Origin of the sequence: Gordonia sp. 135 (assembly GCF_009720185.1) — a bacterium.
Taxonomy (GTDB): domain Bacteria; phylum Actinomycetota; class Actinomycetes; order Mycobacteriales; family Mycobacteriaceae; genus Gordonia; species Gordonia alkanivorans.
In genome coordinates, this window is the sequence record NZ_CP046257.1 from 4,905,931 (window position 1) to 4,925,749 (window position 19,819).

Annotated in this window: 21 protein-coding genes; 7 read left to right on the top strand and 14 right to left on the bottom strand. The window is 66.3% G+C overall.

Annotated elements, in window-relative coordinates; translation table 11 throughout:
• Positions 1–64: 64 nt before the first annotated feature.
• From rplI to GKZ92_RS22180, 5 genes are all read right to left on the bottom strand, one after another.
• A complete protein-coding gene (gene rplI / locus GKZ92_RS22160; RefSeq protein ID WP_006361033.1) occupies positions 65–520 on the bottom strand; it encodes a 50S ribosomal protein L9 in 456 nt (151 codons plus the stop codon).
• A 19-nt stretch (positions 521–539) separates the two neighbouring features.
• Complete coding sequence (gene rpsR, locus GKZ92_RS22165; RefSeq protein ID WP_006361034.1) at positions 540–797, bottom strand: 30S ribosomal protein S18; 258 nt, start codon at positions 795–797, stop codon at positions 540–542.
• Between the two features lie 65 nt (positions 798–862).
• Positions 863–1,387: a single-stranded DNA-binding protein gene (locus GKZ92_RS22170; protein ID WP_035753991.1), complete on the bottom strand. Its 525-nt coding sequence runs from the start codon at positions 1,385–1,387 to the stop codon at positions 863–865.
• A gap of 116 nt (positions 1,388–1,503) precedes the next feature.
• Positions 1,504–1,785: a 30S ribosomal protein S6 gene (gene rpsF / locus GKZ92_RS22175; protein ID WP_004020660.1), complete on the bottom strand. Its 282-nt coding sequence runs from the start codon at positions 1,783–1,785 to the stop codon at positions 1,504–1,506.
• Positions 1,786–1,917: 132 nt separating this feature from the next.
• Positions 1,918–2,370, bottom strand: coding sequence for a hypothetical protein (locus tag GKZ92_RS22180; protein WP_006361037.1), 453 nt, complete (start codon positions 2,368–2,370; stop codon positions 1,918–1,920).
• Between the two features lie 122 nt (positions 2,371–2,492).
• Between GKZ92_RS22180 and GKZ92_RS22185 the strand changes: the two genes are divergently transcribed.
• Positions 2,493–3,950, top strand: a complete 1,458-nt coding sequence (locus GKZ92_RS22185) for a membrane protein (RefSeq protein ID WP_042376071.1) — start codon at positions 2,493–2,495, stop codon at positions 3,948–3,950.
• A 1-nt stretch (position 3,951) separates the two neighbouring features.
• Positions 3,952–4,533: a GNAT family N-acetyltransferase gene (locus GKZ92_RS22190; RefSeq protein ID WP_035754048.1), complete on the top strand. Its 582-nt coding sequence runs from the start codon at positions 3,952–3,954 to the stop codon at positions 4,531–4,533.
• Here GKZ92_RS22190 and GKZ92_RS22195 read toward each other — a convergent pair.
• From GKZ92_RS22195 to GKZ92_RS22215, 5 genes are all read right to left on the bottom strand, one after another.
• On the bottom strand, positions 4,513–4,956 hold the full coding sequence (locus GKZ92_RS22195) for a hypothetical protein (RefSeq protein ID WP_035753990.1): 444 nt from the start codon (positions 4,954–4,956) through the stop codon (positions 4,513–4,515). The genes GKZ92_RS22190 and GKZ92_RS22195 overlap by 21 nt on opposite strands.
• A gap of 36 nt (positions 4,957–4,992) precedes the next feature.
• Positions 4,993–5,934 carry an 8-oxoguanine DNA glycosylase OGG fold protein gene (locus tag GKZ92_RS22200; protein WP_155225645.1) on the bottom strand — a complete coding sequence of 314 codons (942 nt, stop codon included), beginning with the start codon at positions 5,932–5,934 and terminating at the stop codon, positions 4,993–4,995.
• Between the two features lie 74 nt (positions 5,935–6,008).
• Entirely contained in the window at positions 6,009–7,661 is a 1,653-nt protein-coding gene (locus GKZ92_RS22205; protein ID WP_187346490.1) for a glycosyltransferase family 87 protein, read from the bottom strand.
• A complete protein-coding gene (locus GKZ92_RS22210) occupies positions 7,621–9,981 on the bottom strand; it encodes a transglycosylase domain-containing protein (RefSeq protein WP_035753989.1) in 2,361 nt (786 codons plus the stop codon). The genes GKZ92_RS22205 and GKZ92_RS22210 overlap by 41 nt, the downstream gene beginning before the upstream one ends.
• A 129-nt stretch (positions 9,982–10,110) precedes the next feature.
• Positions 10,111–10,503 (bottom strand): DUF5318 family protein, encoded by a 393-nt coding sequence (locus tag GKZ92_RS22215; RefSeq protein WP_006361045.1) that lies wholly within the window; start codon positions 10,501–10,503, stop codon positions 10,111–10,113.
• 225 nt (positions 10,504–10,728) lie between these two features.
• On the opposite strand from GKZ92_RS22215, the gene GKZ92_RS22220 reads away from it, so the two are divergent.
• From GKZ92_RS22220 to GKZ92_RS22230, 3 genes are all read left to right on the top strand, one after another.
• Complete coding sequence (locus tag GKZ92_RS22220; RefSeq protein WP_035753986.1) at positions 10,729–11,442, top strand: PadR family transcriptional regulator; 714 nt, start codon at positions 10,729–10,731, stop codon at positions 11,440–11,442.
• Positions 11,443–11,499: 57 nt separating this feature from the next.
• Positions 11,500–12,591, top strand: coding sequence for an inositol-3-phosphate synthase (locus GKZ92_RS22225; protein WP_006361047.1), 1,092 nt, complete (start codon positions 11,500–11,502; stop codon positions 12,589–12,591).
• A gap of 175 nt (positions 12,592–12,766) precedes the next feature.
• A complete protein-coding gene (locus GKZ92_RS22230) occupies positions 12,767–13,192 on the top strand; it encodes a hypothetical protein (RefSeq protein WP_035754045.1) in 426 nt (141 codons plus the stop codon).
• A 3-nt stretch (positions 13,193–13,195) separates the two neighbouring features.
• Here the strand turns inward: GKZ92_RS22230 and GKZ92_RS22235 are convergent, their stop codons facing one another.
• A complete protein-coding gene (locus GKZ92_RS22235; RefSeq protein ID WP_035753985.1) occupies positions 13,196–15,205 on the bottom strand; it encodes an aconitate hydratase in 2,010 nt (669 codons plus the stop codon).
• A gap of 339 nt (positions 15,206–15,544) precedes the next feature.
• On the opposite strand from GKZ92_RS22235, the gene GKZ92_RS22240 reads away from it, so the two are divergent.
• Both GKZ92_RS22240 and GKZ92_RS22245 read left to right on the top strand, forming a co-directional pair.
• Positions 15,545–16,120 carry a TerD family protein gene (locus tag GKZ92_RS22240; protein ID WP_035753983.1) on the top strand — a complete coding sequence of 192 codons (576 nt, stop codon included), beginning with the start codon at positions 15,545–15,547 and terminating at the stop codon, positions 16,118–16,120.
• Positions 16,121–16,265: 145 nt separating this feature from the next.
• On the top strand, positions 16,266–17,420 hold the full coding sequence (locus tag GKZ92_RS22245; protein WP_035753981.1) for a DUF475 domain-containing protein: 1,155 nt from the start codon (positions 16,266–16,268) through the stop codon (positions 17,418–17,420).
• 76 nt (positions 17,421–17,496) lie between these two features.
• Here GKZ92_RS22245 and GKZ92_RS22250 read toward each other — a convergent pair whose 3' ends face one another.
• Genes GKZ92_RS22250 through GKZ92_RS22260 form a run of 3 tightly spaced genes read right to left on the bottom strand, consistent with a single transcriptional unit; the run spans position 17,497 to position 19,612 of the window.
• Entirely contained in the window at positions 17,497–18,261 is a 765-nt protein-coding gene (locus GKZ92_RS22250; protein WP_075863123.1) for an AIM24 family protein, read from the bottom strand.
• On the bottom strand, positions 18,258–18,977 hold the full coding sequence (locus GKZ92_RS22255) for an AIM24 family protein (RefSeq protein ID WP_006361066.1): 720 nt from the start codon (positions 18,975–18,977) through the stop codon (positions 18,258–18,260). The genes GKZ92_RS22250 and GKZ92_RS22255 overlap by 4 nt, the downstream gene beginning before the upstream one ends.
• Before the next feature lie 14 nt (positions 18,978–18,991).
• Positions 18,992–19,612 (bottom strand): AIM24 family protein, encoded by a 621-nt coding sequence (locus GKZ92_RS22260; RefSeq protein ID WP_042376020.1) that lies wholly within the window; start codon positions 19,610–19,612, stop codon positions 18,992–18,994.
• Positions 19,613–19,819 lie beyond the last annotated feature (207 nt).

Sequence of the window (19,819 nt, forward strand, 5' to 3'; positions counted from 1 at the left end):
CGCACATACGACAAGGCCGGGTGGAATCTCTTCCACCCGGCCTTGTTTCGTGTGATGCGGTGCGTCAGCCTGCGGCGACGACGGCGAGCTGCACGGTTGCCGAGACCTGCGGGTGCAGGGTGACGGTGACCGGGTAGCTACCGGTGGCCTTGATGTGGCCCTTGGGCAGCACGACGGTGCGCTTGTCCACGACGGGGCCGCCGGCGGTCTTGATGGCACCGGCGACGTCAGCCGCGGTGACCGAACCGAACAGCTTGCCCGAGTCGTGGGTCTTGACGTCCAGCGAGACTGCGTCGAGGCCCTCGAGGGCCTGCTTCAGCTCGTTGGCGTGCTCGAGACCGCGAACCTCGCGGGCCTCCTGCGCACGGCGTATGCCCTCGACCTGCTTCTCGGCGCCGCGGGTGGCCTTGATGGCCAGGCCGCGGGGCAGCAGGTAGTTGCGGCCGTAGCCGTCCTTGACCACGACGATGTCGCCGGCTTCGCCGAGGTTCTCCACGGCGGCGGTGAGGATGAGCTTCATGTCAACTGATCCTTTCCGCTTATCGGCTGGTCGAGGTGAAGGGCAGCAGGGCCACCTCACGCGAGTTCTTGACAGCCACAGCGACGTCGCGCTGGTGCTGCACGCAGTTACCGGTCACGCGACGCGAGCGGATCTTGCCACGGTCGGACAGGAAACGGCGCAGAAGCGCGGTGTCCTTGTAGTCGATGTCGGCCTTCTTGTCCTTGCAGAAGCTGCACGCCTTGGTCTTGGTGACCTTTTCGACGCGAGGCTTCCGGCTGGGCTTCGCCTTTGCCATGTGTGTATTGCTCCAGTCAATGCTTCTTCGGGATCACTCACATGTGAGTGTCGTCCCGTGAGATATCAGAAAGGTGGTTCGTCGTCCCCGCCACCGAACGATCCGCCGCTGCTGGCAGGCGCGCTGCCCCAGGGATCGTCGGCGACCTGCTGGTTCGATCCGCCGCCGCGGCTACCGCCGCCGCCACCGGATCCGAATCCGCCGCCACCACCGCCGCCGCCGCCGCGCGAGGCGCGGTTGACCTTGGCGGTGGCATAACGCAGCGAGGGGCCGATCTCGTCGACCTCGAGTTCCACGACCGTGCGTCGTTCGCCTTCTTTGGTTTCGTAGGACCGCTGCTTGAGCCGTCCCTGCACGATCACCCGGGAACCCTTGGTCAGGCTTTCGGTCACGTTCTCCGCGGCGTCGCGCCAGATGTTGCAGCGGAGGAACAGCGCTTCGCCGTCCTTCCACTCATTGGTCTGACGGTCGAACGTGCGCGGGGTGGAAGCCACCGTGAAGTTGGCAACCGCTGCACCGGACGGCGTGAACCGCAGTTCCGGGTCGGCGGTGAGATTGCCGATGACGGTGATGACCGTGTCGCCTGCCATGTGTGTTTCCCCTTGGGTCGTAGGTGGGCACTCGCTGATCGACATGCACCGGGATTTTCTGGGTCAACCCTAGAACCCGGTACCGACGTCTTCAGACGTTCAAGAAACCCTGTGGATTACTTCCGCAGGACCTTGGTGCGCAGAACCGACTCGTTCAGCTTCAGCTGACGGTCGAGCTCGGTGACCGTGGCGGGCTCGGCATTGAGATCGATGACGGCGTAGATGCCCTCGTTGTGCTTCAGGATCTCGTAAGCGAGGCGGCGCTTGCCCCAGATGTCGACACCATCCACCGAACCGCCATCCTTGCGGACAACATTGAGGAAAGTATCGAGTGAGGGTGCGACGGTGCGCTCGTCCAGATTCGGATCGAGGATGACCATCAATTCGTAGTGACGCATAAGACCACATCACCTCCTATGGGCTAGGTCGGCCACGGACTGTCCGTGGCAGGAGGGTCGCCTGCGTCGGCAACCGGTCCAAGATACATGACCAGGACGTTCTCCCGGAAATCCGAGGTCGTGAGCACCGGTTCAGCGGCTGGTGACGACCTCGATGCGGTAGTTCAGCTCGAGGGTCGCGACGCCGTAGCCGTGGATGTGCGCCTGGGTCTGCAGCCACCGGCCCTCGCCACCACGGGGATCGTCGACCACGGTCGTCTCCGCCCAGGTGGGCCCGATCCCGATCGCCGCCGGCCCGGGGTTGCTCACGTACTGCCGCACGCCGAGCTCGGTGTGGATCGCCTGCGGGTCGCGGCGGTGATCGAGGCTGTCGGGGAGGAAGAACGAGATCGACGTGACGTCGGTGAGGCGGATCATCCCGCGGAACTCCCGGTTGTGATCGAGAGAGACGACGCCCTGGTAGCGCCACACCCGCACCGGCAGTTCGCGTCCCGCGGTGCCGTCGTGCCCGATTCCGGTCGCCAGGGTCGCCTCGACGCTGTAGCGCGGCCCCGGGACGATGCCTGCGACGGTCAGCACGTTCATCGACCCAGGGTAAGTCGGAGAGACACCGGTGGCCGTTGATCGACGATCGGGTCGGTTCGGCGTTCGCGGCTCGTCACACCTCAGGGAACACGATCCAGACGCGACGACCTACTCTGTTGGCCATGTCGGAGCCGCGGATCAGTACGCCTCGGCGGATCCCGTGGTTGTCCGGACGCGGTGAGACCGCGGTCATCGTGCTGGTCTCGCTACTGGCCACCGCGGCGACGATGTTCTGGAGCTTCCAGGCGAAGGCCCGCTGCGGCGGGGCGCCGTTCGACGCCGAGGGCCGCAGCGCCAACTGGCCCTCCGGCGATCCCGGCGGCCTCATCCCCTGCTACTCGGACCTGATGTACCTGTGGCTCGGCCGCGACATCAACAACCACGTGTTCCCCTACATTCACGGTGGGATCGCCGGGGACGGCACCCTGTTCGGCGGCGTGGTCGAGTACCCGGTGTTGTCCGGCCTGCTCATGTACGTCGGGGCCATCGGCGCCGACACCGACACCGCGTTCTTCACCCAGTCCGCATTGTTGTTGGCGCCGTTCGGTTTCGCGATCACCGTGATGCTGGCGCTGATGGTCCGCTGGTGGGCGCTGTTGTGGGCGGCCACTCCCCCGCTGGTCCTGTACTCCTTCCACAATTGGGAGTTGCCGGTGGTCGCGACCGCGGTCGCCGCGATCGCCGTGATGGCGTGGGGCGGTTCGATCGATCCCGCCACCGACCGACGGAGACTCCCGCTGCGCGCCTGTGCCGTGGTGGCGGCCGTCCTGCTGGCCATCGGCTTCTGCCTCAAGCTCTATCCCGGGATCTTCGTGCTGCCGCTGGCCGCCTATGTCCTGACCGGGGACGCCGCTCGTCTGGGACAAGCGGGGCGTCGCGGCCTCGACTGGGTCGGTGCCGCATGGGTGGCCGGCGCCGCGGTGGTGACCGTCGTCGCGATCCAGTTGCCGTTCATGGTCCTCGGATTCGACGGCTGGAAGGCGGCATTGACCTTCCAGGGGCGGCGGCGAGCCGACGTCGACACCAACTCCATCTGGTACTGGGGTCTGCGCTATCTCACCGGAACGACAGACACCTACCACTCCGTCGTCGGAGTGGCGTCGCCGGTGCTGATCCTCGTCAGCTTCGCCGTGGCCATGTACCTGGGGTGGCGCCGCTACGAGCGGATCGGGGTCTTCCCCTGGATCGGCGTGAGCGGGGCGATGCTCGCCGGGTTCATGCTGTTCCACAAAGTGCACTCACCGCAGTACACGCTCTGGATTCTCCCGTTCTTCGTGCTCATGCGAGTCCGCTGGCAGGTGATCGCCGTCTACCTGCTCACCGACATCGCCCTCGACCTCACGATCTTCCGCCTGTTCCCCATCCGCGACGCCGGCGATCCCCTGCCCTGGTGGGTGCTCACCGGAGTCGCCGGCTCGGTGTGGGTGCACGCGGTGTTGCTCGTCTACCTGATCGGTACGCTCGCCCGCACACCGCTGCGGGAACCGCTCGCGTCGAAGACGATCCGCGACACGGGACCGCGTGATCTCCCCGGAAATCCCGCGACTCGACCCGCTGCACCGGCCGCGGATCGAGCCTGACGTGAGTTCCTGGTTGGGCACTGGCCCGCTCGTCGGCGAGCGGGTCACCCTGCGGCCGTTGACCGTCCACGACGCTCCGGCGCTCGCCCGCGTGGTCGGGGATCCGGCCCGGTTCCGCTGGTCTCCTGGTGTACCGGTCGACCTCACCTCCGCCCAACGTTTCATCGATGCCGCCAACGTCGGCCCAGACGCACGCGTTGCGTTCGCGGTCGTCGACAACGTAGACGGCGAGATCGTCGGGTCGACGAGCTTCTACGAGATCGACCACACCCACCGGAGTGCCTGCATCGGGTACACGTTCTACGCCGAACGCGTGCAGGGGACGACGGTCAACCCAACCGCGAAGTACCTGTTGCTGCGGCACGCCTTCGAGGACTGCGGCGCTGTACGAGTCACCTGGCACACCCACGAGCACAATGCGCAGTCCCGCGCCGCCATCGAGAAGCTCGGCGCCCGATTCGAGGGTTTGCTCCGCAAACACCGGCGGTTCGGCGGCGGCTGGCGCACGACCGCGCTCTACTCGATGACCGATGATGACTGGCCGGTCGCCAAAGACATACTGCTACAGCGGATGTCCACCTGATCCGGGTTCTCTGCCCTCAGGCTCCTTGGTGTGGTCGGGGTGACCGTGCGTCCGTCGGTCCTCTTTCATCCGCGCCTCGTGGAGGTGTGCGATTCCGTCCGTCAGCTCGGTCCGTGCCCGATCGACGTGGTCGCGCAGCGGTTGCCAGTAGGTGGAGTCGAACTCCTCGACGACCTGGAATGTCCAGCGGCCGTTGACGACATTGCGTCCGACCATCTCGGTGGCGAGGGCGTCAGCGATGTCGGTGTGCCCGTCCTCGCGCAGTGCGTCCACGGCCTCGCCGAGCAGCAGGTCTGCATGCCCGATGAGCTGATGGAAACTGTAGAGGTGGCCACGGGCGCGCTCGACGTACTCGAGCGCCTCCCCCACCTTGCCGACCGCCTCCGCGGTGCTGTCCGGGATGTTCTCGCCACGCTCAGCCATGTCCAGGCCATACCCACGGCAAGCACGCCTCAACCCTCAGAATCGTCGACCGAGATAGCTGCCGTAGACGTGGTCCTCGTCGAATCCGTTGTTGATCTCACTGACCTCGCCATTGAGCGCCTGGCTGATCTTGCGACCGAGGTCCCTGAATTCGTGTTGCGCCTCAGCGGATCTCGGCGCCAATGCGGACAGAGTGCACAACCAGCGGTGGACGACGCGCAGATCGTCGGTGGACAGCGGGCCGCGCACCCAGTTCGCCTTCTCCCACGTCTGACGCTCCCAGGCCTGCCATGGGTGGTCCCATCCGGTCGGGGGCGAGATCGCGAACAGGCCGCGCACGATGACGTCGTTGCGATCGACCCCGGCTTCCGTGCGCCAGCGATCCACGATCCGCGAGTAGGCGACGTAGTCGGCGGCGGTCCAGACGCCGTCGCGCAGACCCTTCCACCCGGCACGTCGCAGCGACCGGCCGACCTTTGCCTCGAGCACCGGACTCGGGTGTTTCGGGTCGCCGGCACCCGCGAAGTACAGAAACCAGGTGAACCCGCCCGGGCCAAGCCGATCGATGGTGTTGCCGCCCTTGTCCGGTCGCAGCATCGCGTACGCCGCGCCCGGGTCGTCTCGACTGGCCAGGGCGGCCTCCTGGAGCAACCTTCCGAGGCGTTTGCGGTCCGCGGCCACGGCGGCGATCCGCTTCTTGCCGTCGGAGTTCTGCCGGCCCAGGCAGAACGCGACGACATTCCACAGCAGCGCGATCGCATCTTCCGGGGATTCGCCGGCGACCGCACCGAGAGCGAACAACTCCTGTCGGCCGATTCGACTGCCGTGCAACGTGTTCGGCATCTTGAACTCGGCCAGCGTGTCGATCCACCACTGTTGGTCGACCAGCACGGAATCGGACAGGAGCTCGGCCGTACGGTCGCCCTCGGCGAGCCAGTCGGTGAGGTCGTCGGGGAGTGCGAGTTGCGAGGGATTCATGATGGATTGGACGCGCCGGCGCAGCGTTCGGTTCCCTCGGATACGCGTCGGACCGCGGCGCAGCCGCTGTCCGCTCACCGACACCCGGCCGAAACCGGCTCGGCCACTTCGTCTTCGGTACGTCGCCGCACACGCCTCGACGGCAGGCGCAGCCGGATGTGGTCCGGTGCGCCGTCGAGCACCCCACCGGCCGGGTCGTCGTACCAGCGGCCGTCGTTCCCGGCCCGGACGAGGTCGTCCTTCGGATGCCAGATCTGCCAGATCACAACCGCACACAGCACGATGACGATCAATCCCCGGAGCACCACCGCGGTGGTGAACCACTGGTCGGGGAGCCAACGACGTTCCTGGTCGAGGAACAGGCCCATCCGCGGAATCCAGATCAGCGCGTCGATCGTCATCCACGTCAGCAGCAGCCGGGTGTGCGGGATCGCCAGGACCGCCAGCGGCACCAGCCACAGCGAGTACTGCGGGCTCCACACCTTGTTGACGAGGAGGAAGCCGGCCACCGCGAGGAACGCCAGTTGCGCGACCCGGGGACGGAACGGCGCGCACAGACCGATGAGGGCGACCGCCACCAGGACGAGGACGGTCAACCCCACCGACAGCGCGTTCAGATGGTTGATGTTCCATGTGAAACCAAGCGTGTCGGCGAGGATGCGGTAGATGGTGTCGGCGTCGGCGGAGCGGTCGCCGTTGAACCGGAAGAACTCCCACCACCCGGTCGGATACGGGATGAGGATCGGCAGGTTGACCAGCAGCCAGGCGGTGAGCGCGGCCGCAGCCGTGGCCCCGAACTCCCGAACCCGGCCGGACCGCAGACACAACGCTCCCAGCACCACCAGGAGCAACGCCGGATAGAGCTTCGCGGCGGCGCCGACCCCGATAGCCACGCCCGCGATCCACGGCCGGTCCCGCGACCAGGCGAGGAGGGCGACCGCGACGGCTGCCGTCGCGATGGTGTCGAAGTTGGTGAAGGCGTGGACGAACACCAGCGGCGACAGCGCCGCCAGCCAGACCGCCCACATCCGGGTGCGTGCGGTCAGAGCCGTGGCCCAGATCGTGACCAGCCAGAACAGCGCCAGTCCGAGCGCGACGATGGTGAAGAACAGCACGACGTCGAGCGCACCGGGGACACCCCAGTTCTCCTCGGCCCACACCCAACCGCGCGTCAGCTGCGCGGCGCCGTACATGAACATCCCGGTGAGGACCGGGTACTCCATGTAGCGCTTGATGGTCTGACCCCGGGCATCCTCCTGGAACCAGAAATCGCGGTAGGGCAGTGCCCCGATGTTCAGTCGTTCCGCGCCGTACAAGCTGATGACGTCGCTGTAGCAGAGATTGGTGAACTGCCGCTGGTCGTCCCAGTCGAGTCGCATCTCGGCACCCGGCCGGCTCGCCGAACCGTCGTCGGCCGGAGCCTGCTGCAGACAGCTCGCCTTGCCGAACCAGCCGAGGGCCAGACCGCACAGAGCCAGTGCGAACAGCACGCGCAGCGGTGTCAGGTGGCGGCTGCGGCCGATGACGGCATGCGCGCCCGCCGGGCCGCCGATGAGTGAACTCGCCTCGCGCACGAGGTTGTCGGGGAGTATTCGTTCTGCGTCGACGCGTTCGTCACGCGCCAACGGTGCAGGGCTGTCCCAGGCAGGGTCGGCTGCGTCGTCGGTGTCAGCCGAGGTGTCCTGGTCAGCCGACAGGCGGTTCAGGGACGCCTCCGCCGTCCTCACCACCGGGCTGGTTGCCTCCGCCGCCCGGGGTGTTCCCGCCGCCGGTGCCTCCGCCACCGGGCGAGTTCCCGCCGCCGGAATTGCCGCCACCGGAGTTGCCGCCGCCGCGCGGGGCTCCCGGGATCGGGATGGTCACGCCCGGTGCGAGGGTCAGGTTGCCGTCGTTGCCCTGATCGGGGATCTCGAAGGTGGGAGCAGAGGGTCCGCGCGAGCGCGTCGACGGGGCGTATGTCGTCGCCGGCGCCTCGTACGGGATGCCGACCTGTCCGCCGATCGCCTCTTCGGGTTCGGGGAACTCCTTGATCTCCTTGCCCTCCAGGGCGGAGTTCATGGCCGCCTTCCAGATCTGCGAGGGCAGGCCGCTGCCGTAGATCGACGCGCCGCTGTAGTTGGTGAGCGCCGTGCCGTCGTTGGTGCCGACCCAGACCGCGGTGGACAGCTGCGGCGTGTAGCCGACCATCCAGGCATCCTTGTTCTTTCCGGTGTCGCCGAGCTGCACGGTGCCGGTCTTGGCAGCCGACGGACGCGCGCCCAGCGACGAATCGTAGAGCGAGTTGCCGTTGGAGTACGCGGCGATCGGTTCGAGTGCCGCGGTCACGGTGTCGGCGACCTTGGCGGGGAAGACCCGCTTGCCCTCGTTCTTGCGCTCGAAGAGCACCTGGCCCTCGGAGTCGGTGACCTTCTGCACGAAGTACGGCTCGTGGTAGACGCCGGACGCCGCGAGCGTCGCATATGCCGAGGCCATGTCGATGACGCGGGACTGGTACTGGCCCAGCACCACGCCGCCCTCGGGGGAGCCGTTCGCCTCCTCCAGGGTCTTCTCGATGTTGCCGAAGGACTCGGCGACACCGGCCCGGTGCGCCGCGTCGGCGACGTCCTGGGCGCCTCGCTTGAGGTCCATCATGAGGCGGTAGTAGACGGTGTTCAGCGACATCTTCATCGCGGTCGCGAGGTTGCACGAGCCGCAGCTCTCACCGTCGGAGTTCTCGACCGTCAGTCCACCGCTGGCCTCGAAGGGCGCCGAGCTGTAGGTCTTCGACAGCGGGATGTCCTGTTCGAGGGCTGCGATGAGCGCGAAGACCTTGAACGACGAGCCGGTCTGGAGACCCGCCTGCGCGAGGTCCCATCCCCCGGCGTTGTCGCCACCGTAGTAGCCGCGCACGGCTCCGGACTGCGGGTCGATGGACACCACGGACGCCAGGAGGTCGTCGGGTTCACCGTTCAGCTGACCGTTCGGACACTTGTAGATCTTGTTCTTGCGGCAAGCCGCCTGGACGACACCGTTCTGCACCTGGGGGTCGATGGTGGTGCTGATCTTGAGGCCGCCGGTCTGCAGCTGCTTCTCGGTGATGCCGACGCTGGTGAGCTCTTCGAGCACCCGACGCTTGATCAGACCGTTGGGGCCGGGCGTCTCGTCGCTTCCGCTGACACGCGCCTTGACGGTCTTGGGGAAGACCGCGTTGTCGGCCTGCTGCTTGGTGATGGCTCCGGTCGCGACCATGCCGCTCAGCACATACCGCCAGCGGGCCTCGGTCGCCTCGAGGTTGTTCTCCGGGTCGTAGTACGACGGCGCGCGGATGACGCCCGCGAGCAGAGCGGCTTCCTCGAAGGTCAGCGGGTTCTTCTTCGCCCGCGCCTTGTCGGTGATGGACTTGTTGAAGTACTTCTGCGTGGCGACGGCGACGCCGTAGGCTCCGCGGCCGAAGTAGATGGTGTTGAGGTAGGCCTCGAGGATCTTCTCTTTCGACCAGCCGTGCCGCTCGTTCATCTTGGCGGCGATCGCGAGTTCCTTGAACTTGCGGTCGAAGCTGCGTTCGTCGCCGACGATCGCGTTCTTGACGTACTGCTGCGTGATCGTCGAACCACCGCCGGCGGACTGGTTGCCGGTGATCTGACCGATCATGGCGCGGGACAGGCCGCGCGGCGAGAAGCCGTTGTTGGTCCAGAACTCGCGGTCCTCGGCAGCGACGATCGCCTGGATCATCGTCTCGGGGATCTCGTCGAACGGGACGACGGTGCGGTTGCCGTCGGGCTGGGTGATGTCGGCGAGGGTGCGGCCGGAGGTGTCGACGATCGTCGCCTTCTGGCTGACCTCGGGTTCGGGGATCTCCGCGGTGAAGTAGGTGAATGCGAACGCGATGATCAGCACCAGCACGATGGCCGGGACGATCGCACCCACTGCGCCGAGCGCCCACGCGAAGCGTTTCTGCCGCGCCTCCGTGGCCTGCCTGCTGGCTCGTCCGTTGTTACCGCCACCGTTGCGACCGGGACGGGGTCCGGTACCGCGCGGTGTGGGCGAAGAACCGTACGCCTCGCTCATCGTCCACCTTTCCTACCGGGCCGTGCGGCACGTACACGCACCGCTGACCTCGGGCTCATTCTCTAGCCTCGTGCCACTCCACTTTGACAGCACGCATGAGGCCTCGGCAAAAAACCGCAGGCCAGCGCACTACTTGGCCACACGTCGGGTGCGACGCGTGGTCCGCGGCGGCAGCCCGGCAACGTATGACTGCACCAAATGGTTCCAGCTGCACGTCCGGCACACCTCGACGACATGCACCGAGAACTCCTCGGCGGTGGTCGCCAGCCGGGCGATCTCGTCCGTACTCCGCGCTGAGCCGCTCACCTGGCCGAGCCGTTCACCGAACACCCAGGACACAAGTGTGACCTGCTCTTTTCGGCAGATCGGGCACATCGTCTCGCTGGGCCGACCATGGAATTTCGCCGCGCGCAGAAGGTACGGACTCGCATCGCACACGTCGGCCACGGCGGTCCGGCCCGCGTGGACCGAGGACAGCCGAGCGCGCCGCTGCAGGGCGTAGTCGACGATCTGGCGTTGCACGGTTCCAAGCGTACGTGGTCACACCTTTGTCGTCGGCGCGACGGGTCCGCGCGCTCCACGGAACCGGGTGGCTGCCGAGACCGCCCAACGCACGACGTATCTTCCTCGATCGACCTCGTCGTGGACACCGGTTATATCGGTGCGATACATTGGCAAACACATCGGAGCGAGGTGTTGCGCTGTCAGCACCTTTCGACACATCGACGGACCGGAGGGGGTGACGAAGTGCTCGAGCTCGCGATTCTGGGGTTGCTTCTCGAAGCCCCCATGCACGGTTACGAGCTGCGCAAGCGGCTGACCGGGCTCCTCGGGGCCTTCCGTGCCTTCTCCTACGGCTCGCTGTATCCGACCCTGCGTCGGATGCAGGCCGACGGTCTCATCGATGAAGCCGACGCACCCTCGGGCATGAAGGTTCGCCGTGGGCGTCGGGTGTACCAACTCACCGATGCCGGCCGCACTCGGTTCGCCGAGCTCGTGGCCGACACCGGTCCGCAGAACTACACCGACGACGGTTTCGGTGTGCATCTGGCGTTCTTCAGCCGGACTCCCGCAGTTGCGCGCATGCGCATCCTCGAGGGTCGTCGTCGGCAGGTGGAGGAGCGCCGCGAAGGGTTGCGGGAGATCGTCGGACGGTCCAACCGGGCGGTCGATCGCTACACCCGTCAGCTGCATCAGCTCAGCCTCGAGTCCAGCGAACGGGAGGTCCGCTGGCTCAACGAGCTGATCGCCGCCGAGAGCTCCCAGCAGCGAGACGGGACTCCAAGTCCGTTCGATTCCGACACATTTGATCCCGACGACACCGCTCGGGACGACGCCGGAACCGAACAGTCACCTGTCGATCCGGGGCCGGACGCCGGCACCGGACGAGCCGATGACGAATTGCCAGAACCGGACTCGCCGCAGAGCCGGGACGAACAGCTCGGGCACCCGAGCAAGTGAAAACACCGGTGGCGCAGCGAAGGTCTGCGACGCCGCAACAAGAAGGAGAGCCCGACCATGGGTGAGCCCAATAAGGTGCGCGTTGCCATCGTGGGCGTAGGAAACTGCGCTTCATCCTTGGTGCAAGGCGTGCAGTACTACAAGGACGCCGACGAGAACGCCAGCGTTCCCGGCCTGATGCATGTGAAGTTCGGCCCGTACCACGTCCGCGACGTCGAGTTCGTCGCCGCGTTCGACGTGGACGCCAAGAAGGTCGGCTTCGACCTGTCCGACGCGATCTTCGCGAGCGAGAACAACACCATCAAAATCGCCGACGTGCCGCCGACCGGTGTCACCGTTCAGCGTGGCCACACCCTCGACGGTCTCGGCAAGTACTACCTCGAGACCATCACCGAGGCCGACGGCTCGGGTGTCGACGTCGTCGCGGCCCTCAAGGACGCCGAGGTCGACGTCCTCGTCAGCTACCTGCCGGTCGGCTCGGAGCAGGCCGACAAGTTCTACGCACAGTGCTGCATCGACGCGGGTGTCGCCTTCGTCAACGCACTCCCGGTATTCATCGCCTCGGACCCCGAGTGGGCGAAGAAGTTCACCGACGCCGGCGTCCCGATCGTCGGCGACGACATCAAGAGCCAGGTCGGCGCCACCATCACCCACCGCGTGATGGCGAAGCTGTTCGAGGATCGCGGCGTCACCCTCGACCGCACCTACCAGCTCAACGTCGGCGGCAACATGGACTTCAAGAACATGCTCGAGCGCGAGCGCCTGGAGTCCAAGAAGGTCTCGAAGACCCAGGCCGTGACCTCCAACCTGACCGGCGCGCTCGCCGGCAAGGTCGAGGACAAGAACGTCCACATCGGCCCGTCGGACCACGTCGCCTGGCTCGACGACCGCAAGTGGGCCTACGTCCGCCTCGAGGGTCGTGCCTTCGGTGACGTGCCACTGAACCTGGAGTACAAGCTCGAGGTCTGGGACTCCCCCAACTCGGCCGGCATCATCATCGACGCCGTGCGCGCCGCGAAGATCGCCAAGGACCGCGGCATCGGCGGACCGATCCTCCCGGCATCGGCCTACCTGATGAAGTCCCCGCCGAAGCAGCTCGCCGACGACGTCGCGCGTCAGCAGCTCGAGGCGTTCATCGTCGAGGCCTGATCCTCTTCGGAACACCACGTACGCAGCCCCCGCCAGGGTCGAGAGTTCACTCCGATCCGGCGGGGGCTTCGTCGTGTCCCCCATATGGGCGCCGGGATCGGCGGTTTGGCGTCCGCGGCCCGTCCGGGTGTCCGAGAATGTTCGCGTGCCGGAACCCGACCGGAAGGCGGATCTCATGCGACGGAACATCATCAGGACCTGCGTGACCGCTGCGGTCGCCGCGGTGGTCGCGATCGTGGGCGCCACCGGCCTCGGGACCGCCGCTGCCGCTCCGGCGCCCGCCCCCGCAGTGACGGTCGTGGGCGGTTGCGACGGCGCGAAACTTGTTCAGCCCCGCACTCTCTCGTCGATCTTCTGCGCCGATGTGGGAGTCATCGTCTCCGACATCACCTGGCTCGCATGGACCGACGCCTTCGCGGTCGGCTTCGGCACCGAAAACCGCAAGCTCTGTGACCCGAACTGCGCTGCCGGGAAGATCGCGAAGTACCCGGTCGGTATCTGGCTGTTCGCGCCGAAGAAGGGCGCGTTCACTCAGGTCTCGCTCTACTCGTCGATCACCGGTCCGCCGGAGACCTACCAGCTCACGGGGTACGTCCGCTGACGCTCAGCTGATCTCGCCGCTGTCCTGCAGCACGGTCTCCTCGGCTCGATGTTCGTCGGGGTGTTCCTCGGCGGCGAGCCGCGGGATCAGGCCACCGGCCAGGACATCTGAGACCTGACGCTTCGAGAGTCGGTGCCGGACTTCGAACCTGCGATCCTTGGTCAGGTTGTGAACGGTGAGGACGTCATCGGCACCCAGGGCGTCCCGCAGGTTCTCCAACCGCAGGGTGTCGTCCTGCTCGACGGCGTCGTAGTCGGCGGGGTCGACGAATTCCACCGCCAACACACCGAAGTTCGCGAGATTCTGCCAGTGGATGCGCGCAAACGACTTGGCGATCACCACCCGCAGGCCGAGATGGCGCGGCGCGATGGCGGCATGCTCGCGCGACGAGCCCTGTCCGTAGTTGTCACCGCCGATGATGATGTGGCCGGTGTCCGTGGATCGGGCACGCTCCGTGTACGTGTCGTCGATGCGGGTGAAGCAGAACTCGGCGAGCTTCGGGATGTTCGACCGATACGGCAGCGCTTTCGCACCAGCCGGCGAGATGTCGTCGGTGGAGATGTTGTCGCCGACCTTCAGCAGCACCGGCGCCTCGACGACGTCGGGTAGCGCATCGAGGTCCGGCAGGTCGGAGATGTTGGGCCCCTTCACCGGCTCGATCTGCGTTGCCTCCTCCGCCGGGAGCGGCGGCACCAGCATCGCGGTGTTGACCGAATGCTCTTGCGGCAGCTCCAGATCGGGATATGGGACGTCGTTTCCGGCCGCCCAGTCGCGGGGATCGGTGATCACGCCGGTCAGCGCGGACGCGGCCGCCGTCTCCGGTGAACACAGCCACACCTTGTCGTCCTTGGTGCCCGACCGCCCGGGGAAGTTGCGGGGCATCGTGCGCAGGGAGTTCTGGCCGGTCGCAGGCGCCTGTCCCATGCCGATGCAGCCCATGCAACCGGCCTGGTGGATGCGTGCGCCGCTGATCACCAGGTTGGTCGTGGCACCCATCTTGGTGAGATCGGTGAGGATCTCGCGCGAGGTCGGGTTGATGTCGAAGCTGACACTCGACGACGTCTGCCGCCCCGCCACCATCGCCGCGGCGATCGCGAAGTCGCGGAGACCCGGATTGGCACTCGACCCGATGACAACCTGCGAGATCTCCTCGCCGGCGACCTCGCTGACGGGCACGACGTCCCCCGGTGAGGAGGGCTTCGCGATCAGCGGGACGATCCCGGTGAGGTCGATGGTCTCCTCGGCGTCGTAGGTCGCGCCGTCGTCGGCGACGAGCTCGGTCCAGTCGTCCTCGCGACCCTCGGCGCGGAGGAACTCACGCACCGCGTCGTCGCTCGGGAACACCGTCGTCGTCGCACCCAGTTCCGCACCCATGTTCGCGATCACGTGTCGGTCCATCGCTGTCAGACTCCCGAGCCCGGGCCCGTGATACTCGATGATGCGGTTCACGGCACCCTTCACGTCGTGCCGTCGAAGCATCTCGAGGATCACGTCCTTTGCCGAACACCACGGCGGCAGTTCACCTTCCAGCTTGATGCCCCAGATCTCGGGCATCCGGATGTTCAACGGGCGACCGGTGATGGCCAGTGCCACCTCCAGACCGCCGACGCCGATCGCGAGCATCCCGAGGGATCCGGCGGCGGGCGTGTGCGAGTCGGACCCGACCATCGTCTTGCCGGGAATGCCGAACCGCTGCATGTGGGTGGGATGGGAGACGCCGTTGCCGGGCTTGGAGAACCAGAGCCCGAACCGTTCACAGGCGGTGCGCAGGTACTCGTGGTCCTCGGCATTCTTCTCATCGGTCTGCAACAGATTGTGATCGACGTACTGGACGCTCACCTCCGTGCGGGCGCGGTCGAGACCCAGCGACTCGAGTTCCTGCATGACCAGCGTCCCGGTGGCGTCTTGGGTGAGGGTCTGGTCGATGCGGATCGCGATCTCGTCGCCGGGCGTCATCTCCCCGGCCTCGAGGTGGGCTTCGATGAGCTTGCGGGCAACGTTCTGGGCGGGCATCGCACACTCCTGATCGGCTCACGCCCGAGCCACACTGGCTCGGGACTGAACCGACGTCAGAAACCGTCCGCCGATGTCGACACCGCGACACGCCTGGCGCTCACGCTCGGACTGACCTCCATGGTCGCAGTGATGCCCATCACATGCCAGCGTCCCCTCCTGGATGCGCACATGTGTCCCGGCCCGAGGTGTCGTGGATCCGGGAACCCGCAGGTCATCTATCCGACCCAGTGACCCCGACACCCCCTTCACATAGAGTGTTGTCGGTTGCTCCGATCGGCTGCACCCCGGACGAATCGGACATCACCAGACCACGTACCAACAGAAAGGCACAATCTCATGGGCGTGAGCCTGAGCAAGGGCGGAAATGTCTCGCTGACCAAGGAGGCCCCCGGACTGACCGCGGTGTCGGTCGGGCTGGGCTGGGACATCCGCACCACCACCGGCACCGACTTCGACCTCGACGCCAGCGCGATCGCGCTCGGTACCGACAAGAAGGTCGTCTCGGATCAGCATTTCGTCTTCTTCAACAACCTCCGTTCGCCCGACGGCTCGATCGAGCACACCGGCGACAACCTGACCGGTGAGGGTGAGGGCGACGACGAGGTCATCAAGGTCGATCTCGCCGCTGTTCCCCCGAACATCGACTCCATCGTCTTCCCCGTCTCGATCTACGACGCCGACGCTCGTTCACAGTCGTTCGGCCAGGTGCGCAACGCGTTCATTCGCGTCGTGAACCAGGCGGGCGGCTCGGAGATCGCACGTTACGACCTCAGCGAGGACGCCTCGACCGAGACCGCGATGGTCTTCGGTGAGCTGTACCGCCACGGCTCGGAGTGGAAGTTCCGCGCCGTCGGTCAGGGCTACGCATCGGGGCTCGCGGGCATCGCCCGCGACTTCGGCGTCAACGTCTGAGTCCGGTCTTCGCCTGCTGTTCCCGCAGCAGATTCCGCGAGGATGCCGCACCTCTCCTAGAGTGGGTGCGGCATCCTCGTGTCTTCACCCTCCGGCGTCGCCGTCGGCAGCGGTCCCTTGAACACCTCAGAAAGGCCACCAGCTAGTGGTAGTACGAATATTCGGCCTCTCGGTCGTCGTGACGGTCGTGTCGCTGATCATCGCGTTCCTCTATGGCGGTGTCGAAGCGCTGATCCTGACGGCCATCCTGGGCGTCTTCGAGATCTCACTGTCCTTCGACAACGCGGTCATCAACGCCACGATCCTTCGCAGAATGAGCGAGTTCTGGCAGAAGATCTTCCTCACCATCGGCATCCTGATCGCCGTCTTCGGCATGCGTCTGGTGTTCCCCCTGGTCATCGTGTGGCTCGCGTCGGGACTCAACCCGGTCGACGCACTCGACCTCGCGTTGAACCCGCCGCCCAACGACGCGGCCTACTTCGCCAACGGTGACCCGAGCTACGAGACGATCATCACCGACGCCCACCCGCAGATCGCGGCGTTCGGCGGCATGTTCCTCCTGATGCTGTTCCTGGGCTTCGTGTTCGAACAGAAGGAGATCACCTGGCTGTCGTGGATCGAGCGTCCGCTCGAGAAGATCGGCAAGCTGGAGATGCTCGAGGTCGTCATCGCGATCACTCTCCTCGTGCTCACCGCGACGTTCATCGCGCCGGCCGACGAGCGGTCGACGGTCATGATCGCCGGCGCGCTCGGCATGGTCACCTACATCCTGGTCAACGGCCTCGGTGAGTACTTCAACGTCGAGGTCGAAGAGCACGACGAGTCGGCAGAACCGGGTACCGACTCGGCCGAGAAGGCCGCGGCCGAAGGGGACAACGGGCGTTCCGGTCCGTCGAACCTGGCGAAGGCCACCGGCAAGGCAGGCTTCTTCCTGTTCCTCTACCTCGAGGTGCTCGACGCGTCGTTCTCGTTCGACGGCGTCATCGGCGCGTTCGCCATCACCGCGGACCCGATCATCATCGCCTTGGGCCTCGGCCTCATCGGAGCGATGTTCGTCCGTTCGCTCACCGTGTACCTGGTCCGCAAGGGCACGCTCTCGGAGTACGTGTACCTCGAGCATGGCGCGCACTGGGCCATCGGCGCGCTGGCGTTCATCCTGCTGTACTCGATCGGCACCCACGTGCCGGAGATCATCACCGGCCTGATCGGTGTCGCACTGATCATCGCGGCCCTGATCTCCAGTGTGGTTCGCCGAAACCGCCTCGCTGCGAAGGGCGAGCAGGAAAAGGTCGAGGTGTAGCGCACCGCACACAGCACACACAACTGCGCCGCAGATCCTTTCCGGATCTGCGGCGCAGTTCTCGTTTCCGCGGGTGTCAGCCCTGGTGCTGTGTGAGCTGCTGACTGATCTGCTGGTTGATCTGCTGCAGGCCCGGCACCGAGAGACCCGGCAGCTGGCCCTGGATGGTGCGCAGGACCGACGAGTCGTCGCGCACCTTCTCACTGGACTGCACCAGAACCGTTCCGGCGCCGGTGAAGTCGAACTGCCGCTCCTCGCCGGAACTGATACCGAACCGTTGGCCGGCGGCGGCGATGAAGCTGTTCACCCAGGCCTGGTCATAGTGATGGCTCGGGGACGGGCAATCCGACCAGCCGACAAGCGCTTCGGGGTCCACGCGCACGGGCGGCTCGACGAACATCACCGGACCGTTCGACGACGCCAGGAACTTGCCGGTGCCGATCAGGGTGAGGAAGCCGGGCACGATCGACTGATTCAGCGACAGATTCGGCTGGAACGCCAGTAGATTCGACGCACGGATGGTGAGATTGCCGTCCTCCAGGTCGTAGGCGTTGATGTCGTAGCCGCGGTCGCCGATGATCAGCTTGCCCTGCCCCTCGGCCACCACGTAGTCGCCGAGGTACAGCGGGGCGGAGAACTGTTGCGCCACCATCTGCAGCAGCTGGCCCTGCAAGCCCTGCTGCAGTGAGGTGAACTGCATCTGACCGTAGTAGGCGATCATCGCGCCCTTGGACATGAACCAGGGCTGGTTCAGGTCGATGCAGAACGAGTAGTTGTTGTCCGGAACGTTGTCGTCCGACGGCAGAGTCATCGGATTCCACACGGTGTTGAGTTGGCTCACAGCTTCTCCTCCGATGCCTGCACGTAGACGATGCCCTGCCCGGAACACTCCAATTGCATTGCCTCGCCGCCGGTCCGGCCGACGTTGCGCCAGCTGACCGTCGAGCGGAGGTTGGTGTTGACCTGTCCCGCGGAGCCGACGAAGGCCTGCGGGTCGACGGTCACCGGCGGCTTGTTCGGCGTCACCTCGAGCTCGAAGACCCCGCCGTGGCCGAGGATCACCGCGGAGCCCGGACCGGAGAGCTGCGTCGTGAACATGCCCTGGCCGGTGACGGCGCCGGCCGCCGCCGACCGCAGGGCACCGAACAGACCCCCGCCTCCGCCACCTCCGCCACTCCCTCCCTGGGAAGCCACCGATACGACCGACGCCTGCAGGTTCGCGCCGTATGCGAGTAGTCGGGAGGCCTCGACTCGGATGGTTCCGCCGACCGCGCCGAGATCCACGACGTGTACCTCGATGCCGAGGAATCCGTAGTGCACCTCGCCCTGCCCCTGTGCGATCATCGTCGACTCGTGCTCGCCGGCGAGCATGCGGCCGGCCATGCCGCCCATCGCACCCAATCCCGGCATGCCGCCGCCCATTCCGGCACCGGCGATCTGATGCGGCTGGAAGAAGACGTTGCCCTTGTAGAAGATCATCGCCCCCTTGCGGGCGATGACCGGTCCGCTGCGGCCGATGTCGACCGAGACGATCTTGCTGTTGACCTTGGTGAACATTCGCTACCTCACCCTCACCGCTCGGCCGGTTGGATCGACACGACTCCGCTGCCGTCCCACCGCAGCGAGAAGGCCTCGCCGCCACCCTGCCCCAGGGCGGAGCGCCAGGAGACGTCGGTGACGAAGGACTGGCTCAATTGCCCACGGGCACACACGAATGCATCCGGATCGACGACCAGTGGGTACTGGGGTGACACCTCCAGATGGATCAGCGGGCCACCGTTGGACAGCAGGGCTATCTGGCCGTGTCCACTGACCGTCGTCGTGAACAGTCCCTGTCCCGACGACGCGCCGCGCAGACCCGCGAACGTCACGTTGGTCTGGAGGTTCCCGTTCAGCACCATGAGTTGCTGGGACTCGACCTGCAGCGTCTCGTTGTTGAGTTCGATGATCGTCGTCTCGGCCGCGTTGTGGGCGAAGTACACGATGCCGTTGCCCGAGGCCTCCATGAAGGACAACGCCTCACCGGTCGCCCGCTGCTTGAGACCGGCGAGCACGTCGTCACCACCGCCGAAGCCGGCCGACTTGAACGCGACCTGCCCCTCGTAAGCCACCATCGAACCGCTGATCGCGCGGACCGCGGTGTTGTTCAGCCTGGCCTCGACCACGCGTTTGGATCGTTGTACCAACTGCATTCGACGTGCCTCTCTCGCGCCGCCGGGAGGCCGCCGCTCGGCCCCCCTCGTGTGTTCCCCGACGCCGTCCCCGAATCACGGCACCGCCGCCGATCGGCATCCATCTGCGCCATGAGGTGGCTGATGAGCTCAGCTGTGAGTCGATCGGTCCGGCCTCATACCGAGTTGAAATTAGCCGATAGCATCGTGTCGTGCCCGGAAACTTCG